Below are 21,826 nucleotides of genomic sequence, written 5' to 3'. Positions count from 1 at the left end.
GATGGCGAAAATCGCGCCATCCCATTCGAGGGGATAAAATGATCGACAAAGTCGTAGTGGCGCCCACCGGCTCACGGGCATCGTTTCTGTCAGGCGTTTCCTGGCCTTCAATTGTCGCGGGCGCCGTCGTCGCCTGCGCGATGACGCTCCTCCTGGTCGCATTCGGGACAGGGCTCGGCCTGAGTGTCGTCTCGCCCTGGGCGGGGTCCGGCATCTCGGCAACGACCTTCAAGATCACGACCGGGCTATATCTGATCGTTATCGCCATGATTTCCTCGTCGCTCGGGGGCTATATCGCGGGCCGGCTGCGGTCGGGCTGGGACGGCGTCGAGCCTGACGAAGTCTACTTTCGGGATACGGCCCACGGGTTTGTCGCCTGGGCGCTTGCGTCCGTCCTTGGCGCTGCGCTTTTGGCCACCCCGGCGACGAGCCTTGTCAGCGGTGCGGTGACCGGCGCAAGCCAGGGCGCAGCGTCTAGCGCCGCCCAGTCCGCGGGTTCGATGGACGGCTACGTCGATACGCTCTTGCGCAGCGACCCCGCGGCGCAGGGCCAGAACGCGAACCCCGCCGACACGCGCAGCGAGGTGACGCGCCTGTTCACCCGGAGCTTCCGCAACGGCGGCGATCTCAAGGGTCCGGATCGTGAGTACGCGGCAAAGGTCGTCGCGGCGCGGACCGGCCTCAGCCAGGCGGACGCGGAGAAGCGGGTGAATGATGTGGTCACTCAAATAAAGGCGGATGCGGACGCTGCGCGCAAGGCCACGGCTGCCCTCGCATTCTGGATTACGGCTTCGCTACTTCTCGGCGCCTTCTGCGCAAGTCTCGCCGCCACAGAAGGCGGCGGCCTTCGCGACGGCACCTGGAAACTTCGTCGCTAACTGAAAGGAAAAGACCATGCCGATTCTCTTGTGGCTGCTCGGAATCCCGATTCCGCTGATTATTCTCATCCTCCTGTTGAGGTGAGACACAGGCTCTGCGGCGGCTTGCCGGAGGGTAGGATGCTTCCCGGTTTGCAGGCTTGCAAACTTGCAGGTTTGGCATGCGAGTTGCCGCCGGTTTGTTGCGACCTCGATTTCAGCGCCGCCGGGATTTCGGCGGCGCTGAGCGGCTTTGAGCGCTCAGCGCGGCCTCGGGTCGTGCGAAAGGGCCTGAAGAAGTTTCGTCACTTTGTGACGAGAAACTGATCTCCGCCTTCAGGTTAAGTGGACCTTTCGGCTTCTGAGCGGCCTGCAGCATCGCAAGGTGCCTCTCCCGCTCCCATTTTGCCTTGTAGTATTGATGAGACCTGAACAATTTCTCCGCGGGCGATAGTTTATCCATCCCCGGATCGGATACTTTCGGGGCGGCGGGCTCAGGCTTCCATGGCTTACGCCACTCATCCTTCAGGAGTACCTTCCTGCGCATGAGCAAGAAATCAAACACAGACGTCATCGGGGGCTTGCTTATCGCTAGCCCGCTCTGCCTGACGAAATATCTCCCTGATGTGTTCGACCTGATCGTCACTGAGGTCAGATTTAATCAGAAGCTCCACAAATTCCATCACGCTAAACTTCATATGTCAATTTTATCATAGTGTCGCCAACTTCCGCAAAAAGCGGCGTTCGCCGCGGATACGGCCGGTTTCCGGGTCTTGCGCGCGTCATTGCAGGGTATCCTGCGGCCGAGCTGCAAAGCCGGCCGCAGAACGCCCTAGCGCGGCCGGAGCTCCGGCCGCGCGATGGCAAGGCGGATGTTATGCAGATTGTAATGAGCGATCCTTAGTTCGTGCGAGCCTTCCGCAAGATGCGGCAGGCTCGCCGTGATTTCGCGCAGCAGCACCTGCAGATCGATCTTCGTGGCGCGCAGCAATTCGCTTTGTGAAATAACTCTCATGATTTCCTCCGTTGTTTCCGGCCACGGACATCGCGGCCTTCTTGCGACGCGGAGGAACGCCGCAGGCGGCCGGCTGCATCTGCTTCAGACCGCAACGTCAGTGGAGGAGCGGGATGGGCGTTAAGACCCGCGCTTGCAGCCGCCAGGCCGCCGAGGTGCTTAAGTCGGCAAGATCAAAAGGACGCGGATGTTTTCGTGGACGGCGGAGAAAAGAGTGAGGGTGGTTTCACGCGAATTGATTCATAGCGCCACGCGCTGCAGGGAAGCTGCGGCCGAAATCGCGGCTTGAAAACATGAACTGAGATTGGTCGTTTCAAGCTCCGGCTTACCGGAGCGCACCGGCGTGACGCCACGCGCGGTGCTATTTCGTGTGGCCGGTGCCGGGATCTTTCGGGGTGTTCTTATCAACCTGCGGCGTCATCTTTCCGGGGGACGGCTTCCCGGGCACGCCGCGCGGGCCGAGCTTCCCACGCTGCATATCTTCTTCCGAAAAGCCGGGCTCGCGGCCGTTGACCGGTTTACCCGGCATTTCCTGCCCCTACTCCATCCTTGCCTTTTCCTTCAGGTCGCGGATGCGCGTTTCCGCTTCTTCTTTTGACTGGACGACTTCGGACCAGTCGCTGACGCGGGCTTCCTTGCTCAGTCGCTTCAGCTCTTCGAGCTGTTCCGCGGTCGGCTTTTCCATGCATTCCTCCTCATGAGGCGAGTTGCAGATCGCGGTGGCGGTAGGCGTCGATGGCGCGATTGGCCAGCATGAGCGCCCTCCGTTCACCCTTCATCACCATCTCATCCACGGCTTTCTGGAGAAAGCGGCTTGCCTCCGCCGCATCGGCAATCTCGCCGGAGCGCTCAAGGTAATCCCAGGCGATCTGAATGGATCGCTCGATCAGCCATGGAAGAGGTTCGCTCATGGCTGAAAAAACCCGGCGGGACCGCCGGAGTTCCTAAGGGTCAAAGCGTCCTGCTGCGCAGTAAGGTGTTCAGCGCGTCCTGCTCCCCAGGACCGGGCCATACTCGCGCCGCGGCCGGCGCTCCCCGAACCCCTCACGGGTTTCGGCCGAAGGTGACTGTCCCTCGCGCGACGTTATCGCCCGGCGCAGAAAGAGAACCGAGAGGGGTTGTCTCGATCTTTACATCGTACCAGCCGTCCACCGCGCCGCGTCCGTTGCTCAGAGCTTCTTTCGTTTCCGGTCTCCGCAGCTCTGCTGCAGACCCTCCCGAAACGAAGAGAAGCCTTGGGACCCGGCTTGGTCCGGCTGCATAGGCGCAGAGCAAGATATGCGCGAGCTATGACAAATCGAATTTTGTTGCGCACGTCGCAAAAGTTCGTCCAATCTGAAAATAAAAGGCTTTAATGTTATGAAAAATATCTTTTCCCGCAGACGCAAACGCTTCGACCCTAATCTTTCGAATGACGAAGGCCAATCCTTTCTACATCGGTACGCCGCGCACCTAAATCTAACGGGCATCGAAGTATTCATCGCCTGCGGCGCCGACATAAACAAGCAGGACAACATCGGAATGACTCCCCTGCACTATGCCGCTTTTAATGGACAGTTGCCGGCGCTGCGCGCCCTCTTCAACGCAGGCGCGAACCCTTCTCTCAGGACAATCGACGGCAGGTCTGTCGCCGACATCGCCCGGGCGGGTAACCACGAGCTTGTCGCGAGATACGCGCGCAAGCATTTTCCCGGCTAGTCCAGGCCCGGGGGTTTCGCTGCTCCACGTTCGCGGGCAGCCCAGTGCAATGTTTTTGACTAAAGGAGATTCCGATGAACAGCAGAGAACAATACCAGGCATTCGCTGCCCTAGAGTATAGGCAGCGGCAGGACGCGGCGAATAAAACAACCCTCAGATTGGCGGCGATCTTCGGCGCCGCTTCGCTCCTCGCCCTCGCCTCCGTACCGTATTGGCCTAAGCTCGCCGATGCCCCACTGGCGTCGACCCCGTCGCAAACTCCCACCGGCGCCGCGGCAGCGCCGAAGGTCTTTCCTTTTATTTTAACGACCCGGTGAGCTGGCGTTAGCGCATGCTGTCGCGACCGGGCAGCTCGCGACGTATCAAGCTGCAAATCATTGCCTATCCGCGCCGACACCTTTCAAGCAAAAAAGGGGAGCCAATCGAAATCTGAAAAGGGGGTGTCTTGCTCTCTGCATGATATCAGCCGTCCGCAGCGCCGCGTCCGTTGCTCAGAGCTTCTTTCGTTTCCGGTCTCCGCAGCTCTGCTGCAGACCCTCCCGAAACGAAGAGAAGCTTGGGACTCGCCTTGGTCCGGCTGATCCATGGAATTCGGTGCAATCACGCATCCAACAACATGGAGAAAAAACACCATGCAACTTCAACATATCGATTTATCCCAGCTCAAGATCTCGCCTGTGAACGTGCGCAAGCACGGCGCGCAGGAGGATTTAGGCGAACTGATCGCAAGCATCAGGAGCCTCGGGGTCATCCAGCCGCTTCTTGTGCGTCCTAACTGTGAAGGCTACGAGGTCATCGCAGGCCAGAGGCGACTCCTCGCCTACCAGGCCCTGCAGGCGGAAGCGGAAGGTGCCGTGCAGGTGCCCTGCGCCATCCTTGAGACAGGCGATGATGCGATCGCGCTCGAGGCTTCCCTTGCCGAAAACGTCGCACGCCTGCCGATGGACGAGCTCGACCAGTACGAGGCCTTCGCCGCGCTGACCGTGCAGGGACGAAGCGTCGCCGAAATCGCGAACCAGTTCGGCGTAACTGAGCTTCTCGTGAAACGCCGCCTCGGCGATCATCCGCGCTGATCCCGCAAATCCGGGACGCCTACCGGGCAGGAAAGATCGAGGCGGAGACGATGCAGCAGCTGACGCTCGCGACCGCGAAACAGCAGAAGACGTGGTTCAGGCTGTTCAAAAACCCGGAGGAGCATGCCCCGACGGGGAGACGCCTGAAAGCGTGGCTGTTCGGCGCTGAAATCCCGGCGAGCTCCGCGATATTCCCGCCAGAGCTATACACCGGCAATATCGTCTCGGACCTTTTTGGCGAAGAGCGGTATTTCGACGACGCGGAGAAATTCTGGAAGCTGCAGACCGAAGCGATCATTCACCGCCAGGCCGCCTATCTTGAAGAGGGCTGGAGCGACGTCGTCATCATGGAAATCGGCGCGCATTTTTATGAGTACGACAAGGTGAAACGCGGCCGGGCAAAAGGCGGCAAGGTCTATATCTCCTGCGCGTCCAACGGCGAAATCGGCTTTCATGAAGGCTGGCTCGACGCGAAGGAGGCCGCGAAGCGCGACAAGGCGAAAGCGCAACAGGCGAAAGCAGGCGCACAGCCGGAAGACGAGCCTGCCCCCGCGAAGCCTGAGCTGACCAGCAACGCAATACGTTATATCGACCTGCACCTGCAGAACGCGGTGCGCATCGAGCTTCTCAAGGCGCCGCAGATCGCCCTGAGGCTCCTGGTGTCGAGCGTCATCACCAGGGAAGCGTGGCAGGTTAAGCCTGAAAGGCAGGACGGCCACCATCCGGCGGTCTTAGCCTCCATCGAAGCAAGCCCGGCCAAAGCTGCCTTCACAACCGTCCAGAACGAACTCCGGAGCCTTCTCGGGCTGCAGGACGAGGGCTACCTGTCAGCGGAGTGTGGCGCGGACCTTCCGAAGCTGTTCGCAAAACTGCTCACGCTGCCGGACGAGGACATCCTCAAACTCCTGACCTGCCTGATGGCGGAAACACTGCCGGCAGGCAGCGCTGCCGTGGATATTCTCGGCCATCTGCTCAAGGTCGACATGCAGACATGGTGGGCACCGGAAGAGGCCTTCTTCGACCTTCTGCGGACAAGCCGGCGATCAACGCCATGCTTGCCGAGGTCGGGGGTAAACAGTGCGCCCGGATCCGGGTCGCTGAAACGGCCAAACAGCAGAAGGAGGCGATCCGCCACTGCCTCGCAGGGACGGGAGGCCACAACAAATCGGAAGCCTGGCTGCCGCGCTACTTCCACTTCCCCATGCAGTCTTACACGAAGCGCAAAGGCCTCCGCGCCGTGGATGACTGGAACGCCATGAAGAAGCTGTTCAGCTAGATCCCTGTGAGCGAGCCGGGCGGTGCCTGAGGTGCCGCCCGGATTTTTCAGGCCGTGACGTTAAGAAAAAAGCCCGCCTTCGGCGGGCTTTTTCACCAAGGAGATTTTTATCAGATCGGCGCGAGCCGGTAATAGTCATCGACAGCGCGCGTGCGGGTCTGGTCTCCCCAATTCCAGTCATTGTCGCTTCCGTATTTAGGGGCGCCCTCCAGCTGCTGCTGGGTTATGCCGGTGCGGTAGCCGCCGAGATTCGTGTCGTACTTCAGCGAATGCCAGGGAAGCGGATAATGGTCGTCGCCCATTCCAAGGAAGCCGCCGGAGCTTAAAACCGCGTACGAGACCTTGCCGGATTGTTTGTCGATCATCAGGCGCTCGATCGACCCGATCTTCGTGTCGTCCGGTCCATACACGGCGGTGCCTTCAACCTTGTCGCTCCCGATCAGAGTGCCCGTCTCCCGTTCTTCTGTAGCCATGAGGTCCTCCATCACTAGCGCACCCTCGCTCAACCGCGCGTTCAGAAGAACGTTCCGCCCCCACCACTTCTGGTCGTTTCGCCGCAGGGCGTTCATAGCGAACAGGACGCTTCCCTAATTCAGGCGTCTCTAAACTGTCATTGGTTTCAACGTCCCGCAGCCTCAGCGGGATAGTGGCTTCATTCCACGGCGAGCATTTTTGCAACCTTATGTAGAGTTATGTAAACTGAGAGTTGGGGGAATAGTGAAGGATACAAGGTGTGCGCGGGCAGACCGCGCACACCTTGAGGGGGATCGCCGCCCTCGTGTGACCCCCGCTCGGTCGTCCGGCACTACCGCCTGCCTTGCGGCAGCGGATGACAGGACGACGCGGGACTTTCGATCCCGCAGCCTGCGACCATGGCGAGAGGCGGCCATGGATGCGCCCCGGATGGCGCGCGAGCCGAGAACGGTCTCGCCCTTCGACATCCGGCAAAGGGCATTCGGTGCCCCTTGTACCCACGACCAGGGCTCACGGCCGCCCTGGACCAGCCTGCGGCGCGCGGTGCCTGTATGCACGCCGCCGACGAGGGGCTTTCGCGCCCCTCGCGACCACGACCGGGCCTGGTGCCCGGGAGGAGCCACAGCCAGGGGAGGCGCGATGGCGGAGAGCGGCAGCGAGACGCGGCAGCGAAGCGAGCGGTACACGGTCCGCTTCACCCCGCTTGAGGACGCCCTTGTATGTGCAAAGGCTAATGCAGCGGGCGTTCCCGTCTCTACCTTTCTTCGTAACACAGCCCTCTCCTTTCCCATCCCGCGCGTAGCCAGGCGCCCGACCTCGAACCACGAGGACGTGGCGCTGCTGCTCGGAAAAATCGGCCAGCTCGCAACGGCGTTCAGGAGCGCTGCAGGGCTTGCGGATGCGGAAGCGGTCGAGACGGCGCTGGCCGACCTCTCCGAACTCCGGCTCCTTTGTCTAACCGCCCTGGGGCGCCAGCCATGACGCGGCAGGCGCATTCCATGGCTGTATCGCGCGGCACTCATATGCGCGGGCGGTCGCCGTGATTATCTCGGGGCTGCAGACCGGTAAAGCGCACGAGTGGCGATCAGCGTCGCGAACTCTGCCGGCGCACGGCTGGCTTTTTCTCCCGCTCAAGGACGACGTCTTTTGCGTTTTTGTCAGCGCGCAGGCCGAGATAAACAGGATGGCGCATCTCACCCGAGCTGGTCCACTCCGTGAACTTTACCTCGGCGACGAGCCGAGGCCTCACCCAGGTCGTCACCGCTTCATCCTTGACCTTTTCCGCGAAGGGAGACTTAGAGGTCTTCAGCTTCACCAGCTTTTTGTGCAGATCTTCGAGCGTCTCATGGCTGAAGCCCGTGCCGACATGCCCGATGTAGCGCCAGCCGTTTCCCTCGCGAAGGGCCAGGGTCAGCGCGCCGAAGAAAGGCCGCGTGCGGCGGGGCGCGGTGAAGCCAGCGATGACGACTTCCTGGCGTCGGGAGGTCTTGATCTTGAGCCAGGCATCCGTTCGCGCGCCGGACAAGTATTCGCTGTCGGCGTGCTTTGCCATGATGCCTTCGAGGCCTTTGCGTTCGGCCTCTGCGAAAAACTTCGTGCCGGACGCCGCGCGGTGGCGGCTGAACGCAATCAGCTTATGTTTTGGCAGGATGGCTTTAAGCCTCTTCTTGCGCTCCAGGAGGGTTAGCCCACGAAGGTCTTCACCGTCCTGAAACATGATGTCGAATGCGACGTATTGCAGCTTCGCTTCGTGGCGCAGCGCGTTCTGCAGAAGCTGGAAGTGCGAAACGCCGTCTTTTCCGATCGCGACCAGCTCGCCGTCTATAACGGCATCCCCTTTTACCGCTTCGAGCGCCTGCGCGACCTCGACATAGCTGTGGCTGATGATTATGCCGTTGCGGCTGTATAAAGTGACGCTCCCGTTTTCGATTTTGGCGACCATGCGAAAACCATCGTACTTGTCTTCGAACACCCAGCCCTTGTCATCGAAGGGCGCGTCGGTCAGCGTCGCGAGCATCGGCTGCAGCTTTTTTGGCAGGGTGGAGACGCGGACCACTACGAAACCCTTCCTTCGAGCAGGTTACGAAACGTAATTGAATAGCGGAGGCTTTCGACGGCCGGGATGCTGTGCTGCCATTCGGTCCGCGAAGGACCGCGCAGGAGATAAATGGAGCGCGGCTCGGCGGACAGATTATGCTGCTCGAACCCGATATCCTTTCTTCTGCGAAGCCGGAAAAGGCAGGCGGACAGAAGAGAGATGCCTACGACATCGCCAAAGACAGAACGGTCCTTGTGCCATCCGATTCCGGCCCCGCTTGCATACTCGGTGACAAGAACCTGCTGAAAGCTGCCGGGAGCGCTTCCGGCGAACGCTTCCGCGCGGCCGCGAAGACCGGTCAGAAACTCCGGCATGTCGTCCGCCTTCGTCAGCCCGCCGCCGTTGAAATCGTAGCGCCAGCCGAACGAGACCGTCCTGCGCTTACCAGTGAAGCCGCGGAATTCAAACTCCCTGAACGGGAGGGCTTTGATATCGATCAGAAGCCGCTCTTCTTCCTCAGCCGTCAGAAAGTCGCGCTGATACTTCATGCCTTCAGGGAGACCTGCGTCCCCAAAAAGATCCAATGTGCCGCTACTTTCGCGCACGCGCCTTTTTCCGTGACCTGGTCTTTGCCGGCTTGCGGTCGCCGCGGTCGCCCTCACCCGCTTTCGCGGCTTTTTTGGCTTTGGTGCGTCTGTCCTGCGAAAGCGAGCGACCAACGTCATCGCTCTCTTTGATCCGGCCCCCTCGCGTCGCGCCTGATGTAACGCTTGTCGCCTTTGGGCTCGATCAGTTCGCGTTTTGCGGCGGCCCGCCATTTCGTGATGCGTTTCATTTCCTTCCTCAGTCTGTGTTCCCACCCAACTTTCCGCGAGGCCGCGCGGTTCCGTTTTTTGAGAGGGCGCGCCGCCTGCTGCGCAGCCGGTCAGGCTCTAGCGCGTGCCGCGCCCGGGCCTTCGTCCCGGCCATCCGGTGACGATCCTTCGCGCGAAGGCCGGGACTTGCGCCCCCTTCGGCCGTCAAGGGCTAGCTCGCTCGCGCTCGTGCGCAGCGCACCCTTGACCGCCGATCCCCGCTCATTGCCGCAGGGCTAGCCGGGTTGCAGGCCGCAACCCGCTTTAAGGACAGGAACCAGCATCCGCGCCGCTCCGTTGGAGCTGGCGTTTGAGGATCAGGCCATGGCAAAGAACGACGACCTTCGCTGGGGAAGTCCGGGAGAGAACGCGGTTCATATCTGCGTCGATATGCAGAGGATGTTCGCCGAGACCACGGAATGGAAGATGCCGTGGCTGCCGCGCGTGTTGCCGAATATCGTGCTGATCGCAGAGGCGCATCAGGACCGGACCATCTTTACCCGCTTTATCCCGGCGAAAAAGCCCGGCCAGGGCGCCGGCATGTGGCGGCATTACTATGAGCGCTGGGAAGCGATGACCATCGACCGGCTCGGCGCGGAGATGATCGACCTCGTCCCGGACCTCGCGCGCTTCGTTCCGCCAGCGCGCATTTTCGACAAGCACGTCTACTCTCCCTGGACAGGTAGCGACCTGCACCTGCAGCTGCAAAGCGCCGGAGTCGATACCGTTATCATCACCGGCGGCGAAACCGATGTCTGCGTGCTCGCAACCGTGCTCGGCGCGATCGACTGGGGCTTCCGGGTCATCCTGGTGACCGACGCGGTTTGCGGTTCGGCGGACGAGACTCATGATTCCATGATGAATGTGTACCTGAACCGTTTCGGGCGGCAGGTCGAATGCGTCACGACCGAAACGCTTCTGAACAGCTGGCCCGGCAGTGCGCGGGCGAGGCTTGTGTCGTGAACACCTCCTATCTGATCCAGATTCTCCTGCCGAAGGCGAAAGGCAACGGCGAGCCGGTTTCGCAGCAATGGTTTGAAGAGTTTCTGGAAGAGCTGAGCGGAAAATTCGGCGGCGCGACGAGCTTTGTCCGGGCGCCCGGCCAGGGCCTGTGGCGCAGCGGCGAGGAAACACAGCGAGACACCATCGCCGTTATCGAGGTCATGGCGGCAAAACTCGCGCCCGAGTTCTGGCGGAGCCTGCGCGAGCGCCTTGAGCGTGAGCTTTCACAGGAAGAGATCGTCATCCGCGCACAGGAAATTATCGTCCTGTGAACGTGCAGGAACGTTAGCGCCGCTGAATTTTTGTCGCGCTTACCGAAAAAGACTCACCGAGGGCATCAAAACACTGAATGGTCGACGAAGGAAAAACATGGATCTTGAAATACTGAGGGCGGCGGCGGCGGCCATTACGATCATCGCGGCCGCCATGGTCGCAGCGAACATAAACGCACGCGTCACAGTATGGGGCTTCGCTATCTTTATAGCGGCTTCAATCGCCTGGATTGCGGATGGCGTGCTGGAGGCGAAGACCTCGCTTGTCGTCCAGAACGCGGTCCTGCTGTTGATCGACGTCCTCGGCGTATGGCGCTGGCTGCCGCGCGCCGGCAAGGAAGCCAGCGCCGCCTAAGGCTGAGGTGCAGTCCGTCAGGCCTGTTTCCTGTCAGCGATAGACCGGCCCGCGAGCGCGGCCTCTCCCGCAGCCGTCAGGGCGCCGATGGAGGTCTTGCCCTGTTTCGCGCAGCGCACGAGGCTCTCAGCGATAAAGGCCCTAAGCTCGTGGTCCTCGCGGTCGGGCCTGCCTTCACAGATCCGGTCAAGGGCAGCTTCCATGTTCGCGAGCGTACGGCGATCAAAGCTTTCAAGGATCATGGGACTCTCCTTGCGTCGTGTGACGGCCGTCAACAACGGTGGCCGTCGGTGATGGTTTCAATAATGGAACAGATACCGTTCCCCTGGCGGAACAAAAATAAGGGCGATCCATTGGACCGTAATGCCGCGCAAACTCAAGGTCTATCAGACCTCGCAGGGATTTTTTGATCTCGCCCTCGCAGCGCCCTCGATGAAGGCTGCGCTCGAAGCATGGGGCGCGGCCAGCAACCTTTTCCACCAGGGTTTCGCGAAGGAAGCGGAGGACGAGAAGATCATCGCCGCCGCGATGGCAAAGCCGGGCGTCGTACTGCAAAGACCTGTCGGATCAAGCTCCGCCTTCAGGGAGCACGCGGAATTGCCTTCCGCCGCGTCCCTCGACGCGCAGCCCCGCGGGACAAGGGATACGCCCGCCAGGAAGGCGCCCCCAAAGACGCGCGACGAAAAAGTCGAGCGCAAGGCCGCGGCCAGATACGAGAAGGAAGAACGCGAGCGGAAGGCGCGGCGCGTCAAGGAAGAAGCAGAGGCTGCCAGGGTCCGGGAAAGACGAAACAAGGCGATCGAGAAGGCGCAGGCGGCCCTTCTTGAGGCCGAAGCCGGTCACGAGGAAAAAGCTGACGCCATAGTGAAGGATCTTGAGGCCGTGCAGCGCCGCGCCGAGGCGGAGGACGAACGCTGGCGCGAACTCAAGGCGCGCCTTGAGGGCAACCTGCGTAAAGCGAAGGAGTGACCTTGTGCCTTCCGCGTCTCCCATCAAACAACTGACGCTGGAGGAAAGACGCGAACGGCGCCGGCTTCGCCGTGAAAAGCAGCGCGAGAATAACGTCCTGCGCGCGGCGAAGATGCACCGCGTCAGGCTCAAGATGGAAAGCGAGGGACGACCCTCCCCGCCTGAATTGGAGAAAACGCTCTTCGTCGGCTGTTCGGGCTGGCGTTACTGGAAATGGCGGGATTCCTTTTACGCGTCGGTGCCGCAGCCGAACTGGTTCTCGCACTACACGGCAGCGTTCGACACCGTCGAGATCAACGCGTCATTTTATTCATGGCCGACCGTCGCGAATGTGCAGGCCTGGCGCCGCCAGCCGGGCGGCGAGGGCGTCGTCTACACCGTAAAGGTCTGCGAACTCATCACCCATGTCAAAAAGTTCAAGGGCACGAAGACGCTGATCCGGGATTATGGCGTCGTCGCGGATATTCTGGGCGAGCAGATGGGCTGCTTCCTGTTCCAGCTACCGCCGAGCTACCGATACACGAAGGCCCGCCTTGCTGCGATCGTGAGCCAGCTCGATCCCGCGCGCCGCAACGTGGTCGAGTTCAGACACAAGAGCTGGTGGAATGAGGAAGTCTATCGCGCTTTCCGCGATGCCGGGATCATCTTCTGCTCCTGCAGCGGCCCGCGCCTACCCGACGAGCTCGTCCGGACGGCGGACGAGGTCTACGTCCGCCTCCACGGGCCGGAGCGCTGGTACCGCCATAATTACTCGGACGACGAGCTTCGGAAATGGGCGGAAAAGATCAGGGAAAGCGGCGCGAAGCGGACCTGGGTTTATTTCAACAACGACAACGACGCCCATGCGCCGGCTAACGCGAAAACGCTGCATCGCATGCTGTCGCCTCTTCGGCCGAAACGGCGGATCGCCCGCCCCGCATAGGAACCCGGCCGGGAGCGAATGCTTGGATTAGCCATGGTTTCAAGCCGGCAACAACCGGGGTGGAGTACAAATGCTTTTTTGGTTTTCAGCGATGACACTTATGGCCGACGCGCTGGAGGTCATGGAGATGCGGTTCCGGCAGATGGCCGCAGACAACGGCACCTCTCATGAGATGTTTCTCATGGTGACGGAGAAGTTCGACGCGGCCTCGGAAGCGGGCTCGATTTTCATCCGGGGCGGCGATTGCGGTCAGGTGCTCGATCATTACAGGAAGATTGTCGCGGCGAACGCCGAGCGGCTGTCGGCGGGACGATAGGAACGCCAAACAATGCCCGCGATTCCGCGAAGTTCCACAAATGGAAAGGCCGCCGCACTCAGGACGTCCGACGCACGGCAGGTTTGCTAAGGGAAGCTATTTCCGGCCCGCTACGTCACGGCTTGCTTTGTTGCTTTTCTTCCGCGGTTTTTCCATCGGAGCTTTTCGAACGTTCCTCAAAGCGATCGGCGCCTTTCGCCAAATCGTGTCCCGTCCTGCTCTCGGTCTTCGCTTCGTCCTTGGCAGCCGCCTCGCGCAAGCCTTTACCGGCTTGTTCGCCCGCCTCTGATGATTTGGTTTTGTCGTCCATTGTTGCCTCCTTGGCCAAAACGACGCTTGTCCGGAGATGCTTCGTCCCACCCCGTCAGCCGCAGCGATCCAATCAGATCGCCGAGGCCTTGTTCCTGGCCGCGAGGTCTAACCGGGAATTCCCGTCATCATGCCCGGCGCGCAACTAACCGCGCAGCGCTCTGCGGATGTGCGGATAACGAAACCCAAGCGGATGCAGTGCGAAGTCCTGCGCAGTAGTTGGATAACCATTTCGGGATAAGCTGTACGCGCAAAGGCGCCTGCGCATCGAAAGCCTGCCTGACAATTGTTCGAGGTCGTTTGCCTTTGGCGAGGCTGCTGGCGCCTCTTGGTCGGAGCCGTCTGACTCCCTGTTTTGTCGGGGCGCAAGTCCCCTCTATGGCGGTTCGATTACACAGTATTTTTTCACATAGCCAATCATACCGCGATTTATTGATATATTTCAACAAGATATAGATAGACCGAAAGGACTTAAGTCGTTCGCAGGCAAGAGCCTTCGCAATGCGAAATAACGCGTCTCTGGCTTTCGATCAGAAACGCAACCGCGCCGCCAACAACGGGTTCATACGGCATGGAAAGTCCTCACACAGCTCAGACGGAAGTTTGGAGCGACCGGATCGGCCGGCCGCTCCACCCGGACTAGCTGGTTGCAGGTGGGGTCCCGTCGCGCTGGGTCGGCAACAGGTCGAACCTCAGCCGGGGCGCATCCAGAACCGGCGAAAGCAGCGTATCCACCTTCATCGTGGAAGGCGCCTGCGGCCAGGTCAGCCAGGGCATCGTGTCCAGGTACGGAATCGGCGGCAAGGCAATTTGTTCGAAGCCGCTTTTTGCTGCCCGCGGCGGCGACGTTGCTTCCGACCCTCGCGCCGCAAACGGCGCCAGCGCAACGACACTACCGAGCGTCACTGCGAGGAGATTGATTAGGGTTTTGTGGGTGCCCTCCGCCCGAGCGGAGAATGTGAATTGATCCTTGATCATCTCATGCTCCTATCGTCGAAAACTGATCCAGATGTCCTTTCTGTATGTGAGAGGTGGGCCCAGCCGGTCGGCCGGGCCCGATACGCGTTAGAAGTCCATGGCGGGAGCCGGCGCGGCTTCCGTTTTCTTCGGCTTGTCCGCCACCAGTGCTTCCGTGGTGATGAGCAGCGACGCGACCGAGGCCGCATCCTGCAGGGCGGTGCGCACGACCTTCGCGGGATCGATCACGCCGGCCTTCACCATGTCCTGGTATTCGCCGGTCGCGGCATTGAAGCCCCAGTTGTAGCTCTGGTGCTCCAGAAGCTTGCCTACCACCACCGACCCGTCCTCACCGGCATTTTGCACGATCTGGCGTGCAGGCACCTGGACCGCGCGGCGTACGATATCGACGCCGGCCTTCTGGTCGGAATTGGCGATCTTGATGCCCTCGAGGGCCTTTAGCGAGCGCAATAGCGCAACGCCGCCGCCCGGCAGGATGCCTTCCTCGACCGCCGCCCGCGTCGCGTGCAACGCGTCGTCGACGCGATCCTTGCGCTCTTTGACCTCCACCTCGGTGGCGCCGCCGACGCGGATTACCGCGACGCCGCCGGCAAGCTTCGCCAGCCGTTCCTGCAGCTTCTCGCGGTCATAGTCGGAGGTCGTCTCATCGATCTGCGCCCTGATCTGCTGGCTGCGCGCCTCGATGTCCTTTTTGGCACCCGCGCCGTCGACGATCGTGGTATTCTCCTTGTCGATCACCACTTTCTTGGCGCGCCCGAGCATCTTCACCGTGACGTTTTCGAGCTTGATGCCGAGGTCTTCGGAGATCACGGTGCCGCCAGTGAGGATCGCGATGTCCTCCAGCATGGCCTTGCGCCGGTCGCCAAAGCCGGGCGCCTTGACGGCGGCAACCTTCAGCCCGCCGCGCAGGCGGTTCACGACCAGGGTGGCGAGCGCTTCGCCTTCGACTTCCTCGGCGATGATCAGAAGCGGCTTGCCGGATTGCACGACCTGCTCAAGCAGCGGCAGCATGGTTTGCAGGCCCGAAAGCTTCTTCTCGTGGATCAGCACGTAGGGATCCTCGAGCTCGACCCGCATCTTTTCCGCGTTGGTGACGAAGTAGGGCGAGACGTAGCCGCGGTCGAACTGCATGCCTTCGACCACTTCGAGCTCGGTGTTCAAGCTCTTGGCTTCTTCGACCGTAATGACCCCCTCGTTGCCGACCTTCTGCATGGCCTCGGCGAGGAAGCGGCCGATCTCGGTGTCTCCATTGGCCGAGATGGTGCCGACCTGGGCGATCTCGTCGTTGGAGGTGACCTTTTTGGCGCGGGTCTTGAGGTCAGTGACGATTGCATCCACCGCCAGATCGATCCCGCGCTTCAAGTCCATCGGGTTCATGCCAGCCGCAACGGCCTTGGCGCCTTCTTTGACGATCGCCTGCGCCAGCACGGTCGCGGTGGTGGTGCCGTCGCCCGCCAGATCGTTGGTCTTGGAGGCGACTTCGCGCACCATCTGCGCGCCCATGTTCTCGAACTTGTCCTCGAGCTCGATCTCCTTGGCGACGGTGACGCCGTCCTTGGTGATGCGGGGCGCGCCGAAAGATTTTTCGATCACGACATTACGCCCCTTCGGACCGAGCGTGACTTTCACCGCGTTCGCCAGCGTGTCCACACCGCGGAGCATGCGGTCGCGGGCTTCGGTCGAAAACTTTACGTCCTTGGCAGCCATTTTGAATATCTCCTTTCTCTTCGATGACTGTCAGCTCACGCTGCGTTCTTGAGCGCTTCGGCCTTTTCGACCACGCCCAGAAGGTCGCTCTCCTTCATGATCAGCAGTTCCTTGCCGTCGATCTTGACCTCGGTGCCCGACCACTTCGCAAACAGCACGCGGTCGCCGGCCCTGACGTCGAGCGGCACGAGTTGGCCCTGCTCGTTGCGGCCTCCTGGGCCGACGGCGATGATCTCGCCCTGCTGCGGCTTCTCCTTGGCAGTGTCGGGAATGATGATGCCGCCAGACGTTTTCTCTTCGGCATCAATGCGGCGCACGAGCACGCGATCGTGCAATGGACGGAAATGCATGCACATCCTCCTCAATCAGGTTCAGCGATGTTCAAAATCCGGGTCCGGAAACGGCCCCCGGGCGGAAAACGAACTGGGAGTCGAATCGGCCCGGTTCAAGACCGCTCGAGTGAAAATTTTTTTGCCCGTAACGGCGCCCTTGCATTCGGACCAAAGCTTCTGGGACCAACCAAGGGCTTGCCGTCAACGATTGGTAAACCGTGCACGCGTTGCGCTAAGTTCTTGCCGCGCCGCTGATTTCGATAATCCGCATTTCGTGCGCCGGCGCCACAATTTTTTCGGCCCCCTCTTGAAACCGAAAACGGTTTTGCTAATTTTCCGACGCCACAGAAAATGTGGGATTCGGACGCCTCATGGGTCCGGATCAATGAGACGGGCACCGGTCGTGTCCGGTGCCGCTCGTAACCATCTTGCTCTTTTGGAGGATTTGGCTATGCGCACTTACGATTTTTCGCCCCTTTGGCGTTCGACCATTGGCTTCGACCGCCTTTTTGACCTCGCAGAGACGGCGCAGCGCGCCGGCGAGGATAACTACCCACCGTACAACATCGAACGCCTTTCCGAAGACCGCTATCAGATTTCGCTGGCGGTGGCGGGCTTCGCGCCAAGCGATATCGCAATCACGGCTGAGCAGAACGTGGTCACCATTGAGGGCAACAAGCCGGATCATGCTGAGCGGAATTTCATCCATCGCGGCATCTCTACCCGCAATTTCAAGCGAAAGTTCAGTCTGGCGGATTACGTCCAGGTCAAGAGCGCATCCTTCGAGAACGGGCTGCTCAAGGTCGACCTGGTCCGGGAGATTCCGGAAGCCATGAAGCCGCGCCGGATCGCGATCAACGGCGCGCCGGCGGACAATATCCAGAAACTAGGGACCAAGGCAGCGGCGTAAGCAAGCTATCTGATCGGCGCCGCGCGCGTTCGCGCGGCTGCCTCTATTTGTTTACGAACAGGAGGATCCAATGCGGCTGACGACCGCGGACGATAACACGCCTCTCCCGACAAGCGACGGCCGACGTTACTTTCGTCGGACCAACCACGGCAACGCTACATGACGCGGGAGAGAAGCAGTCATGACTGGCCACCACATCGAACGGCTTCGCGCGCACCGAAACAATATTCGTCGTTATCGCAGGCTCCTCGAAACGTCTCTCACGGATCTTGAACGGGGCTATATCGAGCGACGATTGCTTGACGAACAAGCTTCCGTGAAAGCTCTCCTGCGCGAGGCCTACCCGGATTGCCTGTCACTCCGGACGACGAAACCCGAGGCAGATCGGCGCACAACGCCATTGGAGCTGACCGAGTTCCTGCATCCGGCTGGCGCTTTTGAGCATCCCCTGGATGTACTCGATGATCCCGATCTCACCGCGTACGAGAAGCGGGCCATCTTGTCCTCCTGGCTCGCGGATCACTGCCTCGGCGAAGATCGCTCCCACCTGAACCCGCGCCACAACGATACGAGCGCCCGGCTCGAAGATATCGTCGATGCGCTGTGTGATCTCTCCTCGCAAACGGAGACCGAGAACCTCGATCATGAATGCGAGCTGGGTCGAAAGGCAAGGCGGACAGGACCCCAGTTCCCTTCACAGCGTCGGCATCATGACGACCTCAGGAGGACAAATCGATGCTGATCGATCTCGCTGATGTTGCCGCACCGGTCGGATCAGTCGGATGCCTTTTGAGCATGGCGGTTATTGCAAGAGTGCTTTCGAGAGCAACACTTCGCTGATCGCCGCCCATGCCGACCTTACCTTATGAGAGCAACTGCGAGGGCCACATGTATAACACCTATTCTCGGCCACTGCCTTCAATTGCAACCGGACTGACTCACTATCTCGCTCAGATCAAGAAATTTCCGATCCTGACCCAGGAAGAGGAGACCCAATTCGCGAGACGCTGGCGCCAACTAGGCGATCGCGAAGCGGCCTATCGCCTCGTCACAAGCCATCTGCGCCTCGTTGCAAAAGTTGCCATGCGATACCGCGGTTACGGATTGCCCATCGCCGATATTGTTTCTGAAGGCAATATTGGATTGATGCAGGCCGTGCGACGCTTCGATCCGGAGCGAGGGGTTCGTCTTTCAACGTTCGCATTGTGGTGGATCAGGGCGACGATTCAGGAATACGTACTTCGATCCTGGTCGATGGTGAAGGTTTCAACAAACAACGCACAAAAGAAACTCTTCTTCAAACTGCGGCAAGCTAAGCGTGCGATCTCAGCTGTCGAGGACGGAGATCTGCGTCCTGAGCAGGTGCAGGCAATTGCTGCGCGCCTCGAGGTGCCGGAACGAGAGGTCGTAGATATGGACCGGCGCTTGCGCGGCGACGTATCCCTGAATTCCCGCACCCACGACGATCCGGACGCCGACGAAGCGATAGAAGGGCTTGTAGACCCCTCGCCTTCACAAGACGATAAGTTGGCCGATGAACACGAATTGGCCCAACGCCGACAAGCGTTGCGAGCCGCCATCCAGACGCTGGGTCCGCGCGAGCGACACATCTTCACTGCGCGCCAGTTGACCGATACGCCTCCAACGCTGGAGGAACTCGCGGCAGAATATGGAGTATCCCGCGAGAGGATCCGCCAAATAGAGCAGCGAGCATTCGAGAAAATACGACTGACAATGCACGCGGTCGGCGGCTTCTAGAAATCCGCGCCGGAGACAACGGAATAGAGGCCCGGCGCATTTTCGATGAGGGCGAAAAAGCGGGACAGCTAAGCCTTCGCGAGCTGGAGTATGCCGAGCCCCCTTAGAGTTTAGCGCGATTTCCGACAGTCTTCCGAACGCCCAGGATCCCGGTTGCGCATTGGCTATGACCAACAATCGGACACTTGAAACCCTCTTGGGTTCAATTCGCAAGCCTTTTGTGTTGAGCTCCCCTGCCGCGCCTGCAGATCTCAATAAACTGGGCGATCAATCTATTCTGCAATCCTACGAGAGTATTCGACAGCAAGTGGACGCGGACAGACTTATTGGATCGACGTACCGTCTATTGGGCGATGCTGCCAAAGAGCGAGCGGCGACGAGATTGTCAAACGAAGCTTACCCATCAATCCCATCATCTAGCCGTAGTCGAGGGAGCGGGATTTACGATTGCCCACCGTCGGTTGGATTCGCCTCCGTTCCGAAGCGACAGCGGCCTCAGTTCAGCATCCTTCGCAGAGCCGGGGCTGCTTGCTTCGTAAGAGGGACCATGCCCTCGGTATCACCCCGCAGCCGCTCAGATTGGCAAATTGTCTGTAGTACCGGGAGGGAGTTCGCCGGGGTCGGCTGACCCCGGCCTAGTTCCTCTTGGGCTTTATGCCACAACAATTCACCCTGCCCTTCCGGTTCGCCCGCTTCCTTCCAGAGCTGATAAGCTTTCGCCCGTATCTCTTCCTCGGTAGGTTTAGTCATGGTCTGGCTTCTCGAATAGCTCATAAGAAAAAAGGGCCCCGCGTTGGCAGGGCCCTTGCTGTTCACCACTTCTGGCGCCCGTACCAGTCGTCTACTTCCTTCTTTGCCTGGTCCTTGGCGTAGCCGTAACGCTGTTGCAGGCGACCTTCCAACTGGTCTTGTTTGCCTGCGATGACGTCAAGATCATCGTCAGTGAGCTTGCCCCATTGCTCTTTGACCTTGCCCTTCATTTCCTTCCAGTTGCCCTCAACACGATTCCAATCCATTAGCTACCTCCCTCGTGTGTATTGGCTAGCAACTAAATGGCGCTTTGTTCGTTCCCGGCACCACTATGTGGTCAGCAACAAAGCCAGGGCGCGGTGATCGCGGCCGCGCCTTGAGGAGGTAGGGATGTCGACGACGGCTCTGCTTTAAGTTGCAATGGCCTGCTACCCGACGGCCAGGCGCGACGGCCCCAGGCGCCGGCCGGAGGAGCGGACGGGACACCGGCGCCGCGAGCGCAACTCGAACAAATCTAGCGCACCAACCGCTCAGCAGTACGAGCGCTGCCGTCGTTCCTAAGACAAACGATAAGGCTTCAGATCGAATGTGCACTTTGGTACTCAGGAACAGCGCTGTAGCGCGAGGTGATTCGATGCTGGAAATGCTATTGGTCATGACGGGCGTCGGTACCGCGACGATGGCGCTTATAGTCGCGGGGTTAGAGTGGCAAGCGCTCCGCGGCTATTGGCGTTCACGCGGCAAACACTCCGAAAGAAATTGAAGGCCGCCGACTGGACTGCCTTAGCCAGAGCAGAGTTGCGGCGATAGTAACGATGGCGAGGTAATTTCGCGCCGTCCTTTCGTAACGCGTAGCGACGCGCCTGAACCACTTCAGTTTCGAGAAGCAGCATTCGATCAGATGACGCGTGCGGAGAAGCCTACGCCTCAGTGCCCATGGCCGGGAGGTCCGTTGCCCCTGGTTTGTGGCCATTACCTCCAGCGTTCCCGTTACCTCCGCCATTGCCACCCCCGGCCTGGCCCGGAGGCCATTTCCGGCAGGGCCATGTCCGGGCGGACCCTTACCACCCGGCCCGTTGCCGCCGGCTGCATTCGCTGCGCCGCTGCCACACTTCTTACTGAGATCGCCGCCGGGCCCCTTTCCTGAATTGACAGGCGCATCGGCCACAGGGATGACCGCCGGACCGACCACCGACGACGGAGGCGCCGTGCTACCGCTGTTCGCGGAGCCGGACGCACCTGCAATGCTTCCGCCGTTGCCGGAATTGCTCGGGCTCGTCGAGGTCGAGGCAACCGCACTGGATCCACCTTGCCCACCGCTCCACACAGACGTGTTGTCATGGGCTGACGCTGCCCCACGAGCACCGGCGATCCCCGGGGTCGTGCCATGCGCAAGACCATTCGTCACTTTGTGGAAGTTGAGTTTGACCTCCCCGATTGCAGTCGTGATGCGCAAGCCACCCGTCTTCTGCCCGCTTGGCAAATGGGTCGCCTCAGCGGAAGTTGGCTTGATCGGTCCTGCCGCGACGCTGCGGTTGGCGCCTCCATTGATTAGGGCGCGTGGCGGCGCCATCAACCCACCCTTCGGAACCATCACCGGCTGAACACTCGGCGCACGCGGCTTACCTTGTTCGATTGGATTGAAGTTACCCGATCCGCTCAAAACCAGTCCAGGCTTGCCGTTGGGGGAGATAGTGGCTGCTTGGCCCGGCATCACCTGTGCAATCTGGCCGGTCTTGAAGTCGGAAACTTCGACCTGCCCGCGCTTCACGTCCACACTGGTGGATTTGTCGCCAAAGTGACGATGAATTGGGTGCCTCACGACTGCGGCGAGATAAGGCGTCTCGACTTCGAAGTGCTTGACGTTCTTCTTCTCGACATCAAGCAGGATTGAACCAGCCTGTTGAAGGATCGTCGTAGCGAGCCCGCCTTCTTCTTTTCAGGAATGCCAATCACCGAGT

At 60.5% G+C, this 21,826-nt stretch carries 30 protein-coding genes and 1 pseudogene; 16 read left to right on the top strand and 15 right to left on the bottom strand.

Annotated elements, in window-relative coordinates; genetic code table 11:
* Positions 1-38: 38 nt before the first annotated feature.
* Entirely contained in the window at positions 39-878 is an 840-nt protein-coding gene (locus WN72_RS05070) for a hypothetical protein (protein ID WP_092219580.1), read from the top strand.
* Between the two features lie 811 nt (positions 879-1,689).
* Here the strand turns inward: WN72_RS05070 and WN72_RS05065 are convergent.
* The 4 genes from WN72_RS05065 to WN72_RS05050 all read right to left on the bottom strand — a co-directional run bounded on the left by WN72_RS05065 (position 1,690) and on the right by WN72_RS05050 (position 2,783).
* Entirely contained in the window at positions 1,690-1,872 is a 183-nt protein-coding gene (locus WN72_RS05065; RefSeq protein ID WP_092219578.1) for a hypothetical protein, read from the bottom strand.
* 361 nt (positions 1,873-2,233) lie between these two features.
* Positions 2,234-2,401 carry a hypothetical protein gene (locus WN72_RS05060; protein WP_167381127.1) on the bottom strand — a complete coding sequence of 56 codons (168 nt, stop codon included), beginning with the start codon at positions 2,399-2,401 and terminating at the stop codon, positions 2,234-2,236.
* A gap of 9 nt (positions 2,402-2,410) precedes the next feature.
* A complete protein-coding gene (locus WN72_RS05055; RefSeq protein ID WP_167381126.1) occupies positions 2,411-2,557 on the bottom strand; it encodes a hypothetical protein in 147 nt (48 codons plus the stop codon).
* A gap of 10 nt (positions 2,558-2,567) precedes the next feature.
* Positions 2,568-2,783, bottom strand: coding sequence for a hypothetical protein (locus WN72_RS05050; RefSeq protein WP_092219576.1), 216 nt, complete (start codon positions 2,781-2,783; stop codon positions 2,568-2,570).
* Between the two features lie 448 nt (positions 2,784-3,231).
* Between WN72_RS05050 and WN72_RS05045 the strand changes: the two genes are divergently transcribed.
* From WN72_RS05045 to WN72_RS05030, 4 genes are all read left to right on the top strand, one after another.
* Entirely contained in the window at positions 3,232-3,570 is a 339-nt protein-coding gene (locus WN72_RS05045) for an ankyrin repeat domain-containing protein (protein ID WP_092219574.1), read from the top strand.
* A 74-nt stretch (positions 3,571-3,644) separates the two neighbouring features.
* Positions 3,645-3,887: a hypothetical protein gene (locus tag WN72_RS05040; RefSeq protein WP_092219572.1), complete on the top strand. Its 243-nt coding sequence runs from the start codon at positions 3,645-3,647 to the stop codon at positions 3,885-3,887.
* A 315-nt stretch (positions 3,888-4,202) separates the two neighbouring features.
* Positions 4,203-4,643: a ParB/RepB/Spo0J family partition protein gene (locus tag WN72_RS05035; protein ID WP_194482982.1), complete on the top strand. Its 441-nt coding sequence runs from the start codon at positions 4,203-4,205 to the stop codon at positions 4,641-4,643.
* Between the two features lie 50 nt (positions 4,644-4,693).
* Positions 4,694-5,902: a hypothetical protein gene (locus tag WN72_RS05030; protein ID WP_092219569.1), complete on the top strand. Its 1,209-nt coding sequence runs from the start codon at positions 4,694-4,696 to the stop codon at positions 5,900-5,902.
* Between the two features lie 127 nt (positions 5,903-6,029).
* Here WN72_RS05030 and WN72_RS05025 read toward each other — a convergent pair whose 3' ends face one another.
* Positions 6,030-6,392, bottom strand: a complete 363-nt coding sequence (locus WN72_RS05025) for a PRC-barrel domain-containing protein (RefSeq protein ID WP_092219648.1) — start codon at positions 6,390-6,392, stop codon at positions 6,030-6,032.
* A 640-nt stretch (positions 6,393-7,032) separates the two neighbouring features.
* Here WN72_RS05025 and WN72_RS05020 point away from each other — a divergent pair.
* A complete protein-coding gene (locus tag WN72_RS05020) occupies positions 7,033-7,374 on the top strand; it encodes a plasmid mobilization protein (protein WP_143130813.1) in 342 nt (113 codons plus the stop codon).
* 103 nt (positions 7,375-7,477) lie between these two features.
* Here WN72_RS05020 and ligD read toward each other — a convergent pair whose 3' ends face one another.
* Entirely contained in the window at positions 7,478-8,449 is a 972-nt protein-coding gene (ligD, locus tag WN72_RS05015; protein ID WP_092219565.1) for a non-homologous end-joining DNA ligase, read from the bottom strand.
* On the bottom strand, positions 8,449-9,036 hold the full coding sequence (locus tag WN72_RS05010) for an alpha-ketoglutarate-dependent dioxygenase AlkB (RefSeq protein WP_244553962.1): 588 nt from the start codon (positions 9,034-9,036) through the stop codon (positions 8,449-8,451). Before WN72_RS05010 ends, ligD begins: the two co-directional genes overlap by 1 nt.
* A gap of 573 nt (positions 9,037-9,609) precedes the next feature.
* Between WN72_RS05010 and WN72_RS05005 the strand changes: the two genes are divergently transcribed.
* From WN72_RS05005 to WN72_RS04995, 3 genes are all read left to right on the top strand, one after another.
* Positions 9,610-10,248 (top strand): cysteine hydrolase family protein, encoded by a 639-nt coding sequence (locus tag WN72_RS05005; protein WP_092219647.1) that lies wholly within the window; start codon positions 9,610-9,612, stop codon positions 10,246-10,248.
* A complete protein-coding gene (locus WN72_RS05000) occupies positions 10,245-10,559 on the top strand; it encodes a hypothetical protein (protein ID WP_092219561.1) in 315 nt (104 codons plus the stop codon). Before WN72_RS05005 ends, WN72_RS05000 begins: the two co-directional genes overlap by 4 nt.
* A gap of 97 nt (positions 10,560-10,656) precedes the next feature.
* Positions 10,657-10,914, top strand: coding sequence for a hypothetical protein (locus WN72_RS04995; RefSeq protein WP_092219558.1), 258 nt, complete (start codon positions 10,657-10,659; stop codon positions 10,912-10,914).
* 17 nt (positions 10,915-10,931) lie between these two features.
* Here WN72_RS04995 and WN72_RS04990 read toward each other — a convergent pair whose 3' ends face one another.
* Positions 10,932-11,156 carry a hypothetical protein gene (locus tag WN72_RS04990; protein WP_092219645.1) on the bottom strand — a complete coding sequence of 75 codons (225 nt, stop codon included), beginning with the start codon at positions 11,154-11,156 and terminating at the stop codon, positions 10,932-10,934.
* 121 nt (positions 11,157-11,277) lie between these two features.
* On the opposite strand from WN72_RS04990, the gene WN72_RS04985 reads away from it, so the two are divergent.
* The 3 genes from WN72_RS04985 to WN72_RS04975 all read left to right on the top strand — a co-directional run bounded on the left by WN72_RS04985 (position 11,278) and on the right by WN72_RS04975 (position 13,121).
* Positions 11,278-11,883, top strand: a complete 606-nt coding sequence (locus WN72_RS04985; RefSeq protein WP_092219556.1) for a cell envelope biogenesis protein TolA — start codon at positions 11,278-11,280, stop codon at positions 11,881-11,883.
* The gene (locus tag WN72_RS04980) at positions 11,852-12,805 is read left to right on the top strand and encodes a DUF72 domain-containing protein (RefSeq protein ID WP_244553961.1); all 954 of its coding nucleotides are present in this window, start codon (positions 11,852-11,854) and stop codon (positions 12,803-12,805) included. Before WN72_RS04985 ends, WN72_RS04980 begins: the two co-directional genes overlap by 32 nt.
* A gap of 100 nt (positions 12,806-12,905) precedes the next feature.
* Positions 12,906-13,121, top strand: coding sequence for a hypothetical protein (locus WN72_RS04975; protein ID WP_092219554.1), 216 nt, complete (start codon positions 12,906-12,908; stop codon positions 13,119-13,121).
* A 115-nt stretch (positions 13,122-13,236) separates the two neighbouring features.
* On the opposite strand, the gene WN72_RS04970 is transcribed toward WN72_RS04975, so the two are convergent.
* From WN72_RS04970 to groES, 4 genes are all read right to left on the bottom strand, one after another.
* Positions 13,237-13,431 (bottom strand): hypothetical protein, encoded by a 195-nt coding sequence (locus tag WN72_RS04970; RefSeq protein WP_092219552.1) that lies wholly within the window; start codon positions 13,429-13,431, stop codon positions 13,237-13,239.
* Between the two features lie 638 nt (positions 13,432-14,069).
* Complete coding sequence (locus tag WN72_RS04965) at positions 14,070-14,408, bottom strand: hypothetical protein (RefSeq protein ID WP_092219550.1); 339 nt, start codon at positions 14,406-14,408, stop codon at positions 14,070-14,072.
* Positions 14,409-14,495: 87 nt separating this feature from the next.
* Positions 14,496-16,115: a chaperonin GroEL gene (gene groL / locus WN72_RS04960; RefSeq protein ID WP_092219548.1), complete on the bottom strand. Its 1,620-nt coding sequence runs from the start codon at positions 16,113-16,115 to the stop codon at positions 14,496-14,498.
* A 35-nt stretch (positions 16,116-16,150) separates the two neighbouring features.
* Positions 16,151-16,465 carry a co-chaperone GroES gene (gene groES / locus WN72_RS04955; protein ID WP_143130812.1) on the bottom strand — a complete coding sequence of 105 codons (315 nt, stop codon included), beginning with the start codon at positions 16,463-16,465 and terminating at the stop codon, positions 16,151-16,153.
* A gap of 433 nt (positions 16,466-16,898) precedes the next feature.
* On the opposite strand from groES, the gene hspD reads away from it, so the two are divergent.
* The 3 genes from hspD (at position 16,899) to rpoH (ending at position 19,115) form a co-directional block, all read left to right on the top strand.
* Positions 16,899-17,357: a small heat shock protein HspD gene (gene hspD, locus WN72_RS04950; RefSeq protein WP_092219544.1), complete on the top strand. Its 459-nt coding sequence runs from the start codon at positions 16,899-16,901 to the stop codon at positions 17,355-17,357.
* A gap of 181 nt (positions 17,358-17,538) precedes the next feature.
* On the top strand, positions 17,539-18,099 hold the full coding sequence (locus WN72_RS04945) for a hypothetical protein (RefSeq protein ID WP_143130811.1): 561 nt from the start codon (positions 17,539-17,541) through the stop codon (positions 18,097-18,099).
* 146 nt (positions 18,100-18,245) lie between these two features.
* The gene (gene rpoH, locus WN72_RS04940; RefSeq protein WP_092219643.1) at positions 18,246-19,115 is read left to right on the top strand and encodes an RNA polymerase sigma factor RpoH; all 870 of its coding nucleotides are present in this window, start codon (positions 18,246-18,248) and stop codon (positions 19,113-19,115) included.
* Between the two features lie 495 nt (positions 19,116-19,610).
* On the opposite strand, the gene WN72_RS04935 is transcribed toward rpoH, so the two are convergent.
* From WN72_RS04935 to WN72_RS04925, 3 genes and pseudogenes are all read right to left on the bottom strand, one after another.
* On the bottom strand, positions 19,611-19,865 hold the full coding sequence (locus tag WN72_RS04935) for a DUF2934 domain-containing protein (protein ID WP_244553960.1): 255 nt from the start codon (positions 19,863-19,865) through the stop codon (positions 19,611-19,613).
* A gap of 62 nt (positions 19,866-19,927) precedes the next feature.
* Positions 19,928-20,131, bottom strand: a complete 204-nt coding sequence (locus WN72_RS04930; RefSeq protein WP_035701108.1) for a CsbD family protein — start codon at positions 20,129-20,131, stop codon at positions 19,928-19,930.
* Between the two features lie 467 nt (positions 20,132-20,598).
* A pseudogene (locus tag WN72_RS04925) lies at positions 20,599-20,778 on the bottom strand (hypothetical protein); the annotation flags it as partial.
* 789 nt (positions 20,779-21,567) lie between these two features.
* Between WN72_RS04925 and WN72_RS04920 the strand changes: the two are divergent.
* Positions 21,568-21,759 carry a hypothetical protein gene (locus WN72_RS04920; RefSeq protein WP_167381120.1) on the top strand — a complete coding sequence of 64 codons (192 nt, stop codon included), beginning with the start codon at positions 21,568-21,570 and terminating at the stop codon, positions 21,757-21,759.
* Positions 21,760-21,826 lie beyond the last annotated feature (67 nt).

It is taken from the genome of Bradyrhizobium arachidis, assembly GCF_015291705.1.
GTDB lineage: Bacteria > Pseudomonadota > Alphaproteobacteria > Rhizobiales > Xanthobacteraceae > Bradyrhizobium > Bradyrhizobium arachidis.
This window is presented reverse-complemented; position numbering and strand designations above follow the sequence as displayed.

Bases quoted from the DNA above. Each gene is read 5' to 3' on its own strand.
- WN72_RS05060 (WP_167381127.1), bottom strand. From the start codon at position 2,401: ATGCCGGGTAAACCGGTCAACGGCCGCGAGCCCGGCTTTTCGGAAGAA.
- WN72_RS05065 (WP_092219578.1), bottom strand. From the start codon at position 1,872: ATGAGAGTTATTTCACAAAGCGAATTGCTGCGCGCCACGAAGATCGAT.
- WN72_RS05055 (WP_167381126.1), bottom strand. From the start codon at position 2,557: ATGGAAAAGCCGACCGCGGAACAGCTCGAAGAGCTGAAGCGACTGAGC.
- WN72_RS05040 (WP_092219572.1), top strand. From the start codon at position 3,645: ATGAACAGCAGAGAACAATACCAGGCATTCGCTGCCCTAGAGTATAGG.
- hspD (WP_092219544.1), top strand. From the start codon at position 16,899: ATGCGCACTTACGATTTTTCGCCCCTTTGGCGTTCGACCATTGGCTTC.
- WN72_RS05005 (WP_092219647.1), top strand. From the start codon at position 9,610: ATGGCAAAGAACGACGACCTTCGCTGGGGAAGTCCGGGAGAGAACGCG.
- groES (WP_143130812.1), bottom strand. From the start codon at position 16,465: ATGCATTTCCGTCCATTGCACGATCGCGTGCTCGTGCGCCGCATTGAT.
- WN72_RS04995 (WP_092219558.1), top strand. From the start codon at position 10,657: ATGGATCTTGAAATACTGAGGGCGGCGGCGGCGGCCATTACGATCATC.
- WN72_RS04990 (WP_092219645.1), bottom strand. From the start codon at position 11,156: ATGATCCTTGAAAGCTTTGATCGCCGTACGCTCGCGAACATGGAAGCT.
- groL (WP_092219548.1), bottom strand. From the start codon at position 16,115: ATGGCTGCCAAGGACGTAAAGTTTTCGACCGAAGCCCGCGACCGCATG.
- WN72_RS04970 (WP_092219552.1), bottom strand. From the start codon at position 13,431: ATGGACGACAAAACCAAATCATCAGAGGCGGGCGAACAAGCCGGTAAA.
- rpoH (WP_092219643.1), top strand. From the start codon at position 18,246: ATGTATAACACCTATTCTCGGCCACTGCCTTCAATTGCAACCGGACTG.
- WN72_RS05035 (WP_194482982.1), top strand. From the start codon at position 4,203: ATGCAACTTCAACATATCGATTTATCCCAGCTCAAGATCTCGCCTGTG.
- WN72_RS04935 (WP_244553960.1), bottom strand. From the start codon at position 19,865: ATGACTAAACCTACCGAGGAAGAGATACGGGCGAAAGCTTATCAGCTC.
- WN72_RS05025 (WP_092219648.1), bottom strand. From the start codon at position 6,392: ATGGCTACAGAAGAACGGGAGACGGGCACTCTGATCGGGAGCGACAAG.
- WN72_RS04985 (WP_092219556.1), top strand. From the start codon at position 11,278: ATGCCGCGCAAACTCAAGGTCTATCAGACCTCGCAGGGATTTTTTGAT.
- WN72_RS04945 (WP_143130811.1), top strand. From the start codon at position 17,539: ATGACTGGCCACCACATCGAACGGCTTCGCGCGCACCGAAACAATATT.
- WN72_RS04975 (WP_092219554.1), top strand. From the start codon at position 12,906: ATGGCCGACGCGCTGGAGGTCATGGAGATGCGGTTCCGGCAGATGGCC.
- WN72_RS05020 (WP_143130813.1), top strand. From the start codon at position 7,033: ATGGCGGAGAGCGGCAGCGAGACGCGGCAGCGAAGCGAGCGGTACACG.
- WN72_RS05030 (WP_092219569.1), top strand. From the start codon at position 4,694: ATGCAGCAGCTGACGCTCGCGACCGCGAAACAGCAGAAGACGTGGTTC.
- WN72_RS04965 (WP_092219550.1), bottom strand. From the start codon at position 14,408: ATGATCAAGGATCAATTCACATTCTCCGCTCGGGCGGAGGGCACCCAC.
- WN72_RS04930 (WP_035701108.1), bottom strand. From the start codon at position 20,131: ATGGATTGGAATCGTGTTGAGGGCAACTGGAAGGAAATGAAGGGCAAG.
- WN72_RS05070 (WP_092219580.1), top strand. From the start codon at position 39: ATGATCGACAAAGTCGTAGTGGCGCCCACCGGCTCACGGGCATCGTTT.
- WN72_RS05045 (WP_092219574.1), top strand. From the start codon at position 3,232: ATGAAAAATATCTTTTCCCGCAGACGCAAACGCTTCGACCCTAATCTT.
- WN72_RS05050 (WP_092219576.1), bottom strand. From the start codon at position 2,783: ATGAGCGAACCTCTTCCATGGCTGATCGAGCGATCCATTCAGATCGCC.